We start from the raw sequence: 13,604 nt of genomic DNA, 5'->3' as shown, positions 1-13,604 counted from the left end.
GGACAGCACGCGCGTCACGTCGTACGAGCACAGGGCAGGGAGCGGACCAGCGTTGAGCGGGCAGCCGAAGACAGCACCGGACCCCTACTTCCCGGACAACGGTGACTCCCGCTACCGGGTGCACCGCTACGAGCTGGAACTCGACTACCGGCCCGCGCCGAACCGGCTCGCGGGCGCGGCCCGGCTCAGCGCCATAACGGGCCGGGCACCGCTGACCGAGTTCCAGCTGAACCTCGCCGACTTCCGCATCGGCCGCGTCCGTGTCGACGGCCGGGCCGCGCACTACTCGCACCGGGGCGGCAAGCTGCGGGTGCGCCCCGCGAAGGCCCTGCCCGCCGGGTCCGCCTTCACCGTCGACGTGCACTACTCGGGCAACCCCAAGCCGGTCAACAGCCCCTGGGGCGGGCTCGGCTGGGAGGAGCTGACCGACGGCGCGCTGGTCGCGAGCCAGCCCGTCGGGGCGCCGTCCTGGTACCCGTGCAACGACCGGCCCGCCGACAAGGCCGCGTACCAGATCTCGATCACGACGCCCTCGGCGTACCAGGTGGTGATCGGCGGCCGCCTCCTCACCCGCACCACCAAGGCCTCCACCACCACCTGGCTCTACGAACAGCCCGCGCCCACGCCCAGCTATCTGGTCGGCCTGTCCGTCGGCAAGTACCAGACGGCGATCCTCGGCGACCCCGGGCTCAGCGGGGTGCCGCAGACCGGGCACTTCCCCGCGCACCTCCTCGCCGAGTTCTCCCGGGACTTCGCGCGCCAGCCGCAGATGATGGCGCTGTTCGAGGAGCTCTTCGGGCCCTACCCCTTCGCCGAGTACGGCGTCGTCGTGGCCGACGAGGAACTGGACGTGCCCGTCGAGGCCCAGGGCCTGTCGCTGTTCGGCGTCAACCACGTGGACGGTGCCCGCAGCGCGGAGCGCCTGGTGGCGCACGAGCTCGCCCACCAGTGGTTCGGCAACAGCGTCACCATCGCCGACTGGCGGCACATCTGGCTCAACGAGGGCCTCGCCAAGTACGCGGAATGGCTCTGGTCGGAGCGCTCGGGCGCCCGCACCGCCCCGGAACTCGCCGCCGTCGCCCACCGGTTGCTCGCCGCGCAGCCGCAGGACCTCAAGCTGGCCGACCCCGGCCGCAAGCTGATGTTCGACGACCGGCTCTACGAACGCGGCGGCCTCGCCGTGCACGCGGTGCGCTGCGCGCTCGGCGACGACGCGTTCTTCCGGATGCTGCGCGAGTGGACCAGGGTCCACCGGCACGGCGTGGTCACCACGCAGACGTTCACCGCCCACGTCGAGCGGTACGCGGACGGCCCGGTGGACGAGCTGTTCCAGGCCTGGCTGTACGACACCCGGCTGCCGTCGCTGCCCACTGCTGCCGCCTGAGCGGCGCATTGCGGTCGCCGTGACGTAATACGGCTGGCCACATCACGGGCGGGGCGATGAAAACGACGCTCTTTCGCCCGGCCCGATGTGATTTGTCGGTGGAATTCAGGAACGCCGGGCGGGCCGAATTGGCCAGAGTACGGAAAACGGCTCCGCGGGCCCTGGACGCCCTGGCCGGAGCGGGGTGCGGACGCCTAGGATCGCCGACGCGCACCTGAACCGGTGGCGTACGTTCCGGGCGTTGTCCCAGTACGCCCCGAGAAGTGTCGCCCCAGCACGACCGGAGAATTTCGGGAGAAATTCCAGAGGGAGTGGAAATGATGACGGGGGAACAATTGAGCGTTGCTTCTCCGCCGTGGGCGCCGTCGTCGGCGATCGACGAGATCCGGTACCTGCACACCCTCGGCCCCACGGGAACCAACCTGGAGTCCGCCGCCCACCTGTGGCTCCGGCGCCACGGGCGCGCCGACGACGGACAGGTCGTCCTGCACACCTGCCTCGAAGAGGCCATGGAGAGCGTGCCGAGGAACGGCGAACACGCGCTGCTCGCCTGCGCCGTCTACCCCGAACTGCACACCCTCGTCTTCGGCAACCTGCGCACCTGCCGCATGGTCGACTGCTTCCTGTGGCCCACCCACGAGATGGTGCTCGCCGCCCCGCCCGGAGCCCGCGCCGAGCCCCGCACCGTGGCCACCCACCCCGCCCCGGCCGGGCTCGTCCCCGACCGCCGCGCACGCCGCCTGGTGACCAGCAACGCCCAGGCCGCCATCGACTGCGCCGCGGGCCGCGCCGACGCGTGCGTCACCACCGTCGTCGCCGCGCGGGCCCACGGCCTGCGGGTCGTGCGCAGCTTCGGTGAGGTGCCGATGGTCTTCACCGTCCACCACGTGCGGGAACCCGAACCGCACGCGGGGGGACCGGCCCACGCCGTGCGGGAACCGGCCCACCCCGTGCGGGAGTCCGGCCGATGAGCGCCGCGCGGGCCGCCCACCGCCTCCAGGACGACCTGCTCGACGAGGCCACCCGCCTCGGCCACGGCCTGCTGCCCCGCATCGACGACTTCCGCACCCGCCAGCGCGACGACGGCACCGTCCCCGCCCCGGACGACGACGACCGCCGCCGCCTGCTCGCCGTCAAGGACGAGGCCACCGCCTGGTTCGCCGGGCACGGCCGCACGGCCCAGGCCGACGCGCTCGCCGCCGACGTCGACGACTGGCTGGCCGCGGGCCTGGACACGCCGCCGCACTTCGCCCGCAGCCGTGACGCCCTCACCGCCCCCGCCGACGGCGACTGGGCGGCGTTCCTCGCCCCCGTCCAGACCACCAACAGCGCGCCGCCGGTGGGCCGGCGCCTGGAGTTCTTCCTCGTCCGCCGCAAGGAACCGGACGCGCTGGCCGAACTCGCCGTCCACTATCCGCACCCCAAGAACAACTGCCAGGCCACCGTCCTGCTCGCGGGCAGCGCGGGGTTCTCCCAGGGCAACTGCATCGTCTTCTTCCCCGAGAATGTCGCCGCCCACGACCGCGTCACCGAACAGAATTACGCGATCTTCTTCTTCAACAAATTCCGCCGGATTCACGAGACGTTCGCCCTGCCGTCCGCACAGTCCGTGCTCACCGCCGAATCCGTGCCCCAGGACTCGGCCGGACTCGACCCCGACGTGTGTTACCAGGCCCGCTCCGTGTGGGGATATCTCCACGACTACTTCCACCACCAGGGCCGGTGGCCCCTCGACCGGCACGTGAAACTCAAGACGAACTGGTTCATCGGCCTCCTCGAAGAGCTGAAGGTCGACGCGAAGACCGTCCTCGCCTGCCACACGGACCCCGCCGTCCCCTACGCCGACGAGCAGGTCGCCATGGTCCTGCTCGAGCGCGTGTTCCGGTACCCGCTCGACGCGCACGCCGTCCGCAACTTCGACGCGGGCACCGGTGTGTTCCTCTACTCCTGGCTGCGCGCCCGCCGCGCCCTGACCGCCGACCGCGACGGGCGGCTGCGCCTGGACCTCGACCGGGCCCTCATGGGGCTGCGGGAGTTGATCGACGCGGTCGAGGGTATGGAAGCGTCCGTCGGCACACCGGCGGAGTACCGCGCGGCGGCCAAGGAACTCGTACGCACCCTGCTGCCCACCGGCGCGGACGGCGACCGCTACGCCTTCACCGGCGACCAGCGGGCGCTGCTGCGGGCACGGGAGCACCTCACGTCCTTGCCGCCGCTGCGGTTCGCGCCGGCGGAGCTGTGAGCGGGGCGCGGCGGGTGTGCCCTCATGCACCCGCACGCACCCGCGGGAACACCGATGACCACTGACGAGAGGGCGAGCAGCCATGGGAAGCCCTGAGCGTGCCACGTTGGACCGGGCCGCGATGGAAGCCGCTGTACGACAGTACTTCGAGGCGTGCAACAAGGTCGACCGGGACCTGTTCGCCCAGTGCGTGTCCGAGCGGGTCGTGCACTACCTCGCCCACGGCATGTCCGGACCCGTCCCCGGCATCGACCCCATCGTGGAGCGCTGGGGCGCCGACGTGCGGGCCAACGACTCCCACTGGGCCGTCGACGCCGTGTACGCCGACGAGCAGACCCGCACCGCCGTCTGCGAGTGGACCGCCTTCAAGCCCCGCCTGGGCAAGGTCCTGCGCGGCGCCGAGGTCTACCGCTTCGACGACGCCGGACTCATCGACGAGGTCCGCATCTACTACGCGTCGCGCCGCGACGACACCGTCCCCGTCAACGAACTCGAAGGCTTCCCCTACGCCGAGCGGGGCTTCGCCACATGACCCGGGCCGCCCCCGCACCCGCCGCGCCGCCCCTCGACGAACGGGACGGCGTCATCTGGTACGACGGGGACTTCGTGCCCTGGCGCGAGGCCAGGCTGCACGTGCTCAGCCACGGGCTGCACTACGGCGGCAGCGTCTTCGAGGGCGAACGGGCCTACGACGGGCGCGTCTTCAAGCTCCACGAGCACACCGCCCGGCTCGCCGCGTCGGCCCGCACGATGGGCTTCGAACTGCCCTGGTCCGTCCCGGACCTCGCCGCCGCCACGGCCGAGACCGTCGCCGTCGCGGGCCTCACCGACGGCTACGTACGCCCGGTCGCCTGGCGCGGCAGCGACACCCTGCGCCTGGTCGCGCCGGACAGCCGCGTGCACGTCGCCATCGCCGCCTGGCCCTGGCCGCGGATCTTCACCGAAGGGCCCCGCGGCATCCGCCTGCGCACCTCGCGCTGGCGCCGCCCCGCCCCCGACACCGCGCCCGTCAGCGCCAAGACCGCCGCCCTCTACGCCCTCGGCGCGCTCGCCGGACAGGAGGCCGAGGCGGCGGGCCACGACGACGCGCTGCTCCTGGACCACCGCGGCCGCCTCGCCGAGGCCACCGGCGCCAACCTGTTCCTGGTGATCGCGGGGGAGCTGCACACCCCGCCCCCGGAGTGCGTCCTGGACGGCATCACCCGCCGTACCGTCATCGACATCGCCCGCGACCGGGGCCTTTCCGTCGTCGAACGCCACCTGCACCCGTCCGAACTGACCCGCGCCAGCGAGGTGTTCCTCACCGGCACGGCCTACGAGGTACAGCCCGTCACCGCCGTCGACGCCCTGCGGTTCCCCCTCGGCGCGGTCGGGGCCGCGCTCGCGGCGGCGTACGGACGGATCGTGCGCGGGCAGGAGGCGGTCCTGGCGCCCGCGAGGACCGCCCCCGCGGTGAGCGAGCGCGGATGACCGACGGCGGGGCCGGGCCCGCCCGGCAGGTCCCGGCGGACGGGCGGCGCGGGGCCTGGGCCACGGGGGCCAGGGCCGCCGTGCCGTTCACCGTCGCGATCTTCGCCTTCGGGATCTCCTTCGGCGTCCTCGCCAGGGGCGCGGGCTTCAGCGCGCTCGCCGCGACCTCCATGTCCGGCCTGGTCTTCGTCGGCTCCTCGCAGTTCGCCGCCGTCTCGGTGATCGTCAACGGCGGCGGCTGGGCCGCGGCGGCCGTCGCCGGGACCCTGCTGAACCTGCGCTACCTGGTGATGGGCTTCGCCATCCTGCCCGCTCTGCGCGGTGGCAGGGCCCGCCGCGCGGTCGAGTCGCAGCTCGTCATCGAGGAGTCCTGGGCCATCGCCAGCGACGCCGACGGGCGCTTCGACCGGGTGCGGCTGCTGTCCTCCGGGGTGGTCCTGTGGCTCGGCTGGGTCCTCGGCACCCTGGTGGGCGCGATCGGCCCGTTCAAGGCCGTGGACATCCTCACCTACGGCCTGGACGCCGTCTCGCCCGTCCTGTTCTTCCTGCTGCTCGCCCCGCACCTGGGCACCGCGTCCAAACGGACGGCGGCCGCCACCGCCGCTCTCTGTGCCGCGGTCCTCACCGCCGTCGCCGTGCCCGACACCGCCATCGCCGTGGCCTGCGTCATCGCCGTCGTGTGGACGTGGAGGTCCCGATGAGCAGCGACCCGTGGATCGTCGTGGGCGCCCTGGTGGCGACCACCTTCCTCATCAAGGGCGCGGGCTCCCTGGTGATGGGCGACCGCGAACTGCCCGGATGGTTCCCGCGATTCGTCGAGTACCTGACGCCCGCGCTCCTCGCCGTCCTCGTCGTCACCCAGCTCGTGGGCGCGGCGGGCGCGCACGGCATGACCTTCGACGCCAGGCTCGCCGGTTTCGCCGGGGCACTGGTGGCCTGGCGGCTCAAGGCCCCCGTACCGCTGGTGATCCTGGTGGCGGCCGCGGTCACGGCGGGGGTACGGGCGCTGAGTTGAGCGCCTGTCGCCGGACCCTCGCCCACACAGCGACGGTCGGCACGCCGTGCGCCCCCGCGCCCGCGCTCCACGCGAACGACCCGGTTCACACGTGGGCTTCAGGGCCCGGGTCCGCGCGCCGCACCACGGCCGCCACCTCCAGGGCGCGGGCGACACCCGGCCGGTGCCCAGCGGCCCGGTAGCTGCGCAGGGACCGCTCGACGGCGCGTTCCGCCTGGGCGTGCCGGCCGAGCGCCAGATGCACCAGGGCCAGCTCGGTCCGCGCCTCGGCCTCGGCGAGCCGCAGCCCCGCCTTGCGGGCCGCGGCGAGAGCCCGCCGGGTGCAGGCCAGCGCCTCGCCGTTCTCACCCAGGTGCCGGTACACAGCCGCGAGGCCCACGAGGGCACCGGCCTCGGCCCGGCGGCAGCCCGCCGCGCGCGCCGCCTCCAGGGCACGGCCGTGGTGGTCGAGGGCGCCCGGCGCGTCGTCCAGGCGCAGCAGCACCGTGCCGATCGTGCTGAGGGCCTCCGGCTCCACCAGGCGCCGGTGCGTGCGGTGCGTGACGCCGAGCGCGTCGACGGCGTACTTGAGGGCGAGCCGCGGATCCCCGGCGTCCCGGCACGCCACCGCGAGGGCGTTCAGCGCGCCCTCCGCCGCGTAGGTGAACAGCAGTCTGCCGTCCGCGGCGAGAGCCCGGGTGAGCAGGCGCTGTGCCTCCTCCGTCGAACCGAGCGCGTGCGCGACGGTGCCGAGCCCCCAAAGGGCCAGCATCACCGTGTGCTGGTCCTGCGAGGCCTCGGCGCGCGTGCGGGCAGCGCTGAAGTGCCGGTGGGCGACGGTGAGCCGGCCCTGGTCGAGGCGGACGAAGCCGAGCAGGCACAGCGCCCACGCCTCCCCGGCGGGCTGCCCGCTGTCGGCGTACAGGGCGAGGGCCCGCTCGGCGTCGCGGGCCGCCTGGTCGAGCGCGCCGCGTTCGCGGTGCGAGGCGGCGAGCCCGAGCACCGCCCCCGCGGTCTCCACGGGCTGCCCGGACCGCGCGAACAGGGCCTCGGCGTGGGCGCTGTGCCACAGCGCCTCGTCGTGCCGGGCCAGCTCCCACAGCACGTAGCACATGCTCCAGTGCATCACCGCCCGCGCGTGGTCGTCGTGCGCGGCCTCGGCAGCCCGCAGTCCGGCGTGCGCGGCCCGCAGCCAGTCCGCGCGGCGCCCGTGCTCCATCAGGTGCCCGTGCAGGGCGAGCGCCGACTTCCAGGCGAAGGACCGCGGCCCGTACCGGACGGCGTGCCGGGTGCAGGCGAGCAGCGCGGTCCGCTCGTCGTCGAGCCAGGCGAGCGCCTCGCTGGCGCCCGCGAAGGCCAGCGGCGCCGTGGGGGAGCCGTCGGGCTCCGGCGGGTCGGCCGCGTACCAGGAGTAGAAGGTGCCGTACAGCAGGTGGGCGGCCTGCTCGGTGGTGGCCAGGTACCAGGTGAGCAGGCGGCCGACGGCGCGCTCGCGGGCGGCGGGGCTGTCCTGCTCCTCGGCCCGCTCCCGGGCGAACAGGGCGACCAGGGCGTGGAGTTGGAAGCGGCCCGGCTGGTGGCTCTCCAGGAGGCTGCGGGCGACCAGATGGTCCAGGAGCCGGGCGGTGGCGGGCAGGCTGGTCCCGGCGAGGGCGGCGGCGGCCGGGGCGGTGATGCCGGGGCCAGGGGCGAGGGCGAGCAGCCGCAGCAGCTCCTGCTCGGCGGCGGGCAGCGACCGGTACGACAGGTCGAGGACCGCGCGTACGCCGGTGTGTTCCTCCTGGTCGAGGGTCAGCTCCCGCAGCCGGTCGCCGCTGCGCAGCCGCCGCACGACCTCCTCGATCGGCGGATGCCGGTCGCCGATCAGGTGGGCCGCGACGATCCGCACGGCCAGCGGAAGCAGCCCGCACAGCCGGACGGCCTCGGCGGCGGCCTCCGGCTCGTGCCGCACCCGGTCCGCCCCGATGACGCGGGCGAGCAGGGCCAGGGCCTCCTCCTCGCCGAAGACGCTCAGGCTCACCCGGTGGGCGTCGTGGAACGCGGTCAGGCCCCGCAGGTCGTTGCGGCTGGTGACGACGACGAAGCAGGTCGGCGATCCGGGCAGCAGCGGACGCACCTGTGCGAGCCCGGCCGCGTCGTCGAGCAGGATCAGCATGCGCCGCCCCGCGAGCAGCGAGCGGTACAGCGCCGCCTTCTCGTCGGTGCTCTCCGGCAGGTGCCCCGTGCCGACGCCCAGCGCGCGCAGCAACTGCCCCAGCGCCTCGTCGGCCGACGTCGGTCCCTCCTGGGAGTGGCCGCGCAGATTCGCGTACAGCTGTCCGTCGGGGAAGCGGTCGGCCACCTGGTGCATCCAGTGCAGCGCGAGCGTGGTCTTGCCGACTCCCGCCATGCCGGACACGGAGGAGATCACCAGCGTCTGCCCGGGGCCCGCCTCGTGCTGGGTGAGAAGCGCGTCGAGCTGGCGCAGATAGTCCGAGCGGCCGGTGAAACTGGCGACGTCGGGCGGGAGTTGACGCGGCACAGGGCGGGCCGGGGGCGGTGCGGGGGCGAGCGGGGCGGGGCCGGGGGCGAGGGCGGGGTCGCCGGCGAGGACGCGCTGGTGGAGTTCCTTCAGCGGGCGGCCCGGCTCGATGCCCACTTCCGCGTCGAGGAGGTGGTAGAAGTCGCGGTACGAGGCGAGGGCGTCCGCCTGCCGGCCGGAGCGGTGCAGCGCCAGCATCAGCTGACAGCGCAGCCGCTCGCGCAGCGGGAACTCATTGACGAGCGTGGTCAGTTCGGCCACCGACGCCTCGTAGTGACCCAGCTCGATCAGGGCGTCGATCCGGTCCTCGCGGGCCACGAGCCGCAGCTCCTGGAGGCGTTCGGCCTCGGCGAGCGCGAAGCTGCGGTCGCTCACGCCCTCCAGGGCGGGCCCCGTCCACAGGGCGAGGGCCTCGTCGAGCAGTGTGACCACGGCGTCGGCGTCGCCGTCCGCGGCGGCCTTGCGGGCCCGGTCGGTGAGGTGGACGAAGCGCAGGGCGTCGACCTGCTCGTCCGACACCTGGAGGGTGTAGCTGGTGTTGCTGCGGGCCCCCGCGCTCACCAGGACCTCGAACCCGGAGGTGGCCCGCCGGCCCGGCTCCAGGATGCGGCGCAGATGCAGGACGTGGGTGCGCAGGGCGCTCACCGCGCCGTCCGGTACCTCGCCCTCCCACAGGAGTTCGGCGAGCCGGGAGGTGCTGACGGGGTGGCCGCGGGCGAGGGCGAGGACCGCGAGGAGCGCGCGCTGCTGCGGCCCGAGGCCGACATGACGACCCCGGACCTCCACGCTCACCGGGCCAAGGAGGCGGATCCGCACCGACTCCTTCGGTGCCTGCTCCACCTCGGGCCCGGGGGTGCGGCTCACGCCTTGGCCCCTCTTCCCTCGGCTACCCTGCGCTCGGTCGGCTTCCCGCTTTCCCTGCGCTCGGTCGGCTTCCCGCTGCCCCGCGGCCCGTTCGGGCGACCGGTGACGGATCCGTGGGGCGGCCCGGTCGTGCTCGGTTCGACGGCCCGGTCGGTCTCCCGCCGGGCCGGTTGCTCAGGCGGGTCCTGCGACGAACCGCCGGATGACGCCGTCGGACACCGTGAACTCCCAGGCGGTGTCGATGTCGCCCCAGATGTCGTTGTGGAAGCGGGCCGTGACCGACAGGCCGTCGGGCGACTCCTGCACGACGTCCATCCGGGCGTGGGACGAGAACAGCTCACGTTCCACCCACGCGCCGAGGTCGCGTTCGGTTCCCACGTCGATCACGGTGGCGTCCTGCGCGAGCACGGTCCACAGCGCCGCGGGGTCCTGGGCGTTGACCGCGTCGACGAAGGCGCTCACCACCGGATGGGAGGGCATGCGGTCGGGGGTGGTCATCTGGCGTGCCTCTCTCGCGGGTCGGTCAGCCGCCGGTCGCGGCACGGTGCAGTGCGTAGGTGTCCTCGAACAGGTGGTAGCGCGTGACCTCGCCGCCGACCACCGTGAGATGGGCGGCGAAGGGCGTGGTCAGCGGGGCGCCGGTGGCCTTGACGGTGTCGCGCAGGTGGCCGAGGATCACGCCCTGCTCGCCCTCGACGACGATGTGCGTGACGGTGAACTCCTCGGGCTGCAGATACGCGTGCAGGGTGGTGAAGAACTCCTTCACCCCCGCCCGCCCGGTCCGGTTCCCCGACCAGGGCACGTCCGGCGAGCCCGGCGCGACCCACTCCGCCGACTCGGAGAACAGCCGCACCGCGCCGTCCAGGTCCCGCTCCGCGAGCCGGGCCAGATAGGCGTCGATCACTTCCCTGGTCGCCCGGTCGGATGCCGCGGGGGACTGCGTGGACATCTCACCAACTCCTCGTCGCGCTCAGGCCCTTGGGTATGCGGAACCAGTGTGGTGCGCCTGGGGCGGCGAGCGTAAGTCACACGCCTCATTCCCGCCACGGGTTGGCGCCGGGGCGCGGCGGGCCGGGGCGGCGGGTGCCTGACCGGAAACAGCCGTCCGGGCCCGGCGCCAGCACGCGGCGCCAAAGGTCGCGAGAGTGATGCCTCGAAAGCTTGCGCGTGGCGCCATAGTGGTGCGACGATGGCGCCATGGAACTCACGCGGTACGTCGACAACCTGCGCCAGGAGCTCTCGGTCGCAGTGGAGGCGGGCGACGAGGAGACGCGAGAACTCGCCGAACGCCTCGTCACGCCGCTGGCTTCCGCTGTCCGTCTGACGCTTCTTGACGCGCTGTCGGCCGCCGCGGACGAGATCACCCGCGACCTGGCCCCCGGTTCGGTCGAGATACGCCTGCGTGGGCTCGACCCGACGTTCGTCGTGACGCCACCCCCGCAGGACCAGCCGTTCGGCGACGAGGTCGACCACGACTTCGACCACCCGCGCAATGGTGTGGCGCCATCACTGGTGTCACTGGCGCCAGTGACGGTGAACGGAGAGGAAGGCGCGACCTCCCGCATCAACTTCCGACCCCCCGAGCACCTCAAGACCCGGATCGAGGAGGCGGCGGGGCGCGAGCGGCTGTCGGTCAACGCGTGGCTGGTTCGAGCGGTCTCGGCGATGCTTGAGTTCGACGAGCGCGACCGCCGCGGCGAGCGACGCGTGCCGCGCGCCGCATCGGGAAGCTCCCAGCGCTACACGGGCTGGGTGAACTAGCCGCACCGCGGCCACAGACTTCGGTCCGGCGTGCTGCCGCACGCCGGTACCGATCCCGCGGCCCTGGAGACCGACCTCCCCCGGCGGTCTCCGGGGCCGCACCCTTCCGGCGCGCACGCCGGACACTCGGTACGAGAGCGCGTCGGCGCCGGGCGCCGGATGAGCGCTCGTCCTCGTACCGCGCAGCAATTCTAGGCGAGCCGCGCCCCGTGGAAAGCGTCACGCTGAAGCTGACTTGCGGTCAATGTCGTCAATTCGCTTACGGGACAAGGGAATCAGTTTCGCGACGGCCTCTGTGAATATGCCGGAAGCACTTGAATTTGAGTCAATCCGATGTGCTCCTCAGACCAAGTGCAACCGTTGCCGACTGGGTCGGGGCAGTGGTGCCGGACAGCACGGCAGATGGCGCGGAACGGGCCGGTGCGTGAGTCGCTGATACGTGTAGGCCGCGGAAACCAGCGTCATGTGGTGATACCAGCCCGGAAAGGAACGGCCCTCGAAGTCGAGGAGGCCGAAGTGGCGTTCCATGCCGGCGACCGCCGTGGTGGTCCGGGTCCGATGGGTGGCGAGTGAGGCAACGTTGTCGAGTCGCTGATGTGTGAGGCTGGTCAGCCACATGGACCCCGGGCGACTTTCCGGTAGCACTTCTGTGAATAGTCGATAGGGATATTCAGGCGTCGCGCCCGGCCTGGCTCCGGGCAGCCGTACGAGCACGGAGTGGACGCGGGTGTGCTGCCGGTGGCCGTCCGGCGCGGTGACGAGGACGGATTCGGTGTTCCCCGAGGAGACGTGGCCGCGCGCGCTCACCGGCTCCGTGGCGCCGGGGGTCCGGTCGCCGACGGGCAGGACCTTCAGGTGCTGGGGCACGGCGACCACGAAGTCCCGGGCGCGCTGGCTGAGTCCGCGCAGGAAGAGGGCCACGTCGGGGTCGTCGCTCATGTCGGCGACGACCGGCGCCGACGTGGGCGCGGTGCGGGCCTCCAGGGTGTCGACGAGGTCAAGGGCCTGGGCCCACAGCGGGCGGTGGCCGACGTCGTCCGGTATGCGCGCGCGTCGGCGCAGCTGGGCGTCCTCGGTCCAGGGTGCCGGGAGCAGCAGCCGCCAGTCGACCGGGACGTGCAGGGCGTCGATGCCGAGGAAGGCGCCGAGGCCCAGCTGGCAGTTGAGGGTGCGGCCGGAGGCCGGGTCGAAGTAGCGGTGCACGCCCACGGAACGGTCGCCGCGCTTGGGCAGGACCGCACGGCCGATCGCCCAGGTGGAGACGGGGCCGTGGCTCTCGGCCCAGCGGGTGAGCTCCACCATGACGGGGTCCCAGTCCCAGGGGCTCAGGCTCACGAACTGGCGCAGGGACTGCACCGCGGTGGGCGAGGCCGAGACGGCTCCGGCGAGGCGGCGGACGGACTTCTTGCCGGGAGTGATGAGAAGACCCGCCAAATAGGCCCCCGCCCACCTGCGCTGATCGGCACGGCGCAGGTTCTGGAAGACCTGGTCGGTGAAGTCGCCGAAAGGTGACGCGAGATGGGTTTCGGGCACCTCGTTGGCCGGAGTCGATGTTGGCAATGCGCAGGGCACAACCATGCTGCGATCCCTCCCGGACGTCCCTGAGCGGTAGCTGCCGAGCGTCGAGTCTAGGATCCGAGGGCGCGTCGCACCATCTTGCTGCGGGCGTGACTGATGTGGCAACCACGGCAGCAAACCTGGTGCACGCGCCGGATCCGCGAGGGTCGTGGAGGCGGACTCCGCCTCTCCGGTTCGCCCTCCGGTTAGCCGTCAACTCGCAGACTGATTCCGCGAAGAGGATCAGGAATTCCAGCTTCCGGGCTTTCGCTCCCTGGAGCGAGCCATTCCGGGGGGCCGCACCGCGGCGGTCCCGGGGGCATCCGGAGGGCCGCCCTCACGGCTCGTCCTCGCCTCCGCTCGCGCCGCGACTCTCCGCGCGCACCTCCGCCCTCGTCCCGGTGCGGCCAACTCCGCATAGCCGCGCGGCGACGTGTCCGACGGGTTGTTCTTCGGCCACATCGGCGGGAGCGTGGCTCATACTCGCGTTAAGAGTCCGTATGGGAAATGCTAGAGTTCGCTGGCGGCCCTGGGATTCAGCTAATAGGCGCCAATGGTGACGGACCATCACCGTTTGCCCCGAATCCGGCTCGCCAACTCAACGAAGGACCCCCGCCTTCCGTACGTCCCCTTCTCGTCTGCAACTGTTTCACTTCCCCCCTGGTTTGGCTCAATTCCTGCCGCCAGTGGCGAGAGTTGATCGGCATAGCCCCCGCTGCCCAAGTCCCGAGAGAGCTGCGTCACACGAGGACAGGCATAGCGATGCTGGGCTATCTTGTTCGGACTTCGAAAAGTCGCGACGAGCGACTGC

Annotated in this window: 12 protein-coding genes; 8 read left to right on the top strand and 4 right to left on the bottom strand. The window is 72.7% G+C overall.

What is annotated here, in order from left to right:
- Nucleotides 1-52 precede the first annotated feature (52 nt).
- The 7 genes from QUY26_RS05510 to QUY26_RS05480 all read left to right on the top strand — a co-directional run bounded on the left by QUY26_RS05510 (nt 53) and on the right by QUY26_RS05480 (nt 6,111).
- The gene (locus QUY26_RS05510) at nt 53-1,384 is read left to right on the top strand and encodes a M1 family metallopeptidase (protein ID WP_289943983.1); all 1,332 of its coding nucleotides are present in this window, start codon (nt 53-55) and stop codon (nt 1,382-1,384) included.
- A gap of 335 nt (nt 1,385-1,719) precedes the next feature.
- Nucleotides 1,720-2,355 (top strand): bacilysin biosynthesis protein BacA, encoded by a 636-nt coding sequence (locus QUY26_RS05505; RefSeq protein WP_289943982.1) that lies wholly within the window; start codon nt 1,720-1,722, stop codon nt 2,353-2,355.
- Nucleotides 2,352-3,626 carry a DUF6421 family protein gene (locus QUY26_RS05500; RefSeq protein WP_289943981.1) on the top strand — a complete coding sequence of 425 codons (1,275 nt, stop codon included), beginning with the start codon at nt 2,352-2,354 and terminating at the stop codon, nt 3,624-3,626. Before QUY26_RS05505 ends, QUY26_RS05500 begins: the two co-directional genes overlap by 4 nt.
- Nucleotides 3,627-3,708: 82 nt before the next feature.
- Complete coding sequence (locus QUY26_RS05495) at nt 3,709-4,158, top strand: nuclear transport factor 2 family protein (protein WP_289943980.1); 450 nt, start codon at nt 3,709-3,711, stop codon at nt 4,156-4,158.
- Nucleotides 4,155-5,096 (top strand): branched-chain amino acid transaminase, encoded by a 942-nt coding sequence (locus QUY26_RS05490; protein ID WP_289943979.1) that lies wholly within the window; start codon nt 4,155-4,157, stop codon nt 5,094-5,096. The genes QUY26_RS05495 and QUY26_RS05490 overlap by 4 nt, the downstream gene beginning before the upstream one ends.
- On the top strand, nt 5,093-5,797 hold the full coding sequence (locus tag QUY26_RS05485) for an AzlC family ABC transporter permease (protein WP_289943978.1): 705 nt from the start codon (nt 5,093-5,095) through the stop codon (nt 5,795-5,797). The genes QUY26_RS05490 and QUY26_RS05485 overlap by 4 nt, the downstream gene beginning before the upstream one ends.
- Complete coding sequence (locus QUY26_RS05480; protein ID WP_289943977.1) at nt 5,794-6,111, top strand: AzlD domain-containing protein; 318 nt, start codon at nt 5,794-5,796, stop codon at nt 6,109-6,111. Before QUY26_RS05485 ends, QUY26_RS05480 begins: the two co-directional genes overlap by 4 nt.
- An 85-nt stretch (nt 6,112-6,196) precedes the next feature.
- Here the strand turns inward: QUY26_RS05480 and QUY26_RS05475 are convergent, their stop codons facing one another.
- From QUY26_RS05475 to QUY26_RS05465, 3 genes are all read right to left on the bottom strand, one after another.
- Nucleotides 6,197-9,475 (bottom strand): AfsR/SARP family transcriptional regulator, encoded by a 3,279-nt coding sequence (locus tag QUY26_RS05475; protein WP_289943976.1) that lies wholly within the window; start codon nt 9,473-9,475, stop codon nt 6,197-6,199.
- A 174-nt stretch (nt 9,476-9,649) separates the two neighbouring features.
- Nucleotides 9,650-9,973 carry a nuclear transport factor 2 family protein gene (locus tag QUY26_RS05470; protein WP_289943975.1) on the bottom strand — a complete coding sequence of 108 codons (324 nt, stop codon included), beginning with the start codon at nt 9,971-9,973 and terminating at the stop codon, nt 9,650-9,652.
- Between the two features lie 25 nt (nt 9,974-9,998).
- Entirely contained in the window at nt 9,999-10,424 is a 426-nt protein-coding gene (locus QUY26_RS05465; RefSeq protein WP_289943974.1) for a nuclear transport factor 2 family protein, read from the bottom strand.
- A 248-nt stretch (nt 10,425-10,672) separates the two neighbouring features.
- Here QUY26_RS05465 and QUY26_RS05460 point away from each other — a divergent pair, with 248 nt between their 5' ends.
- Nucleotides 10,673-11,236: a hypothetical protein gene (locus tag QUY26_RS05460; RefSeq protein WP_289943973.1), complete on the top strand. Its 564-nt coding sequence runs from the start codon at nt 10,673-10,675 to the stop codon at nt 11,234-11,236.
- A 342-nt stretch (nt 11,237-11,578) separates the two neighbouring features.
- On the opposite strand, the gene QUY26_RS05455 is transcribed toward QUY26_RS05460, so the two are convergent.
- Nucleotides 11,579-12,769, bottom strand: coding sequence for an IS701 family transposase (locus QUY26_RS05455; RefSeq protein ID WP_436840487.1), 1,191 nt, complete (start codon nt 12,767-12,769; stop codon nt 11,579-11,581).
- Between the last annotated feature and the right edge of the window lie 835 nt (nt 12,770-13,604).

Source organism: Streptomyces flavofungini (assembly GCF_030388665.1).
Taxonomy (GTDB): Bacteria; Actinomycetota; Actinomycetes; order Streptomycetales; family Streptomycetaceae; genus Streptomyces; species Streptomyces flavofungini_A.
This window is presented reverse-complemented; position numbering and strand designations above follow the sequence as displayed.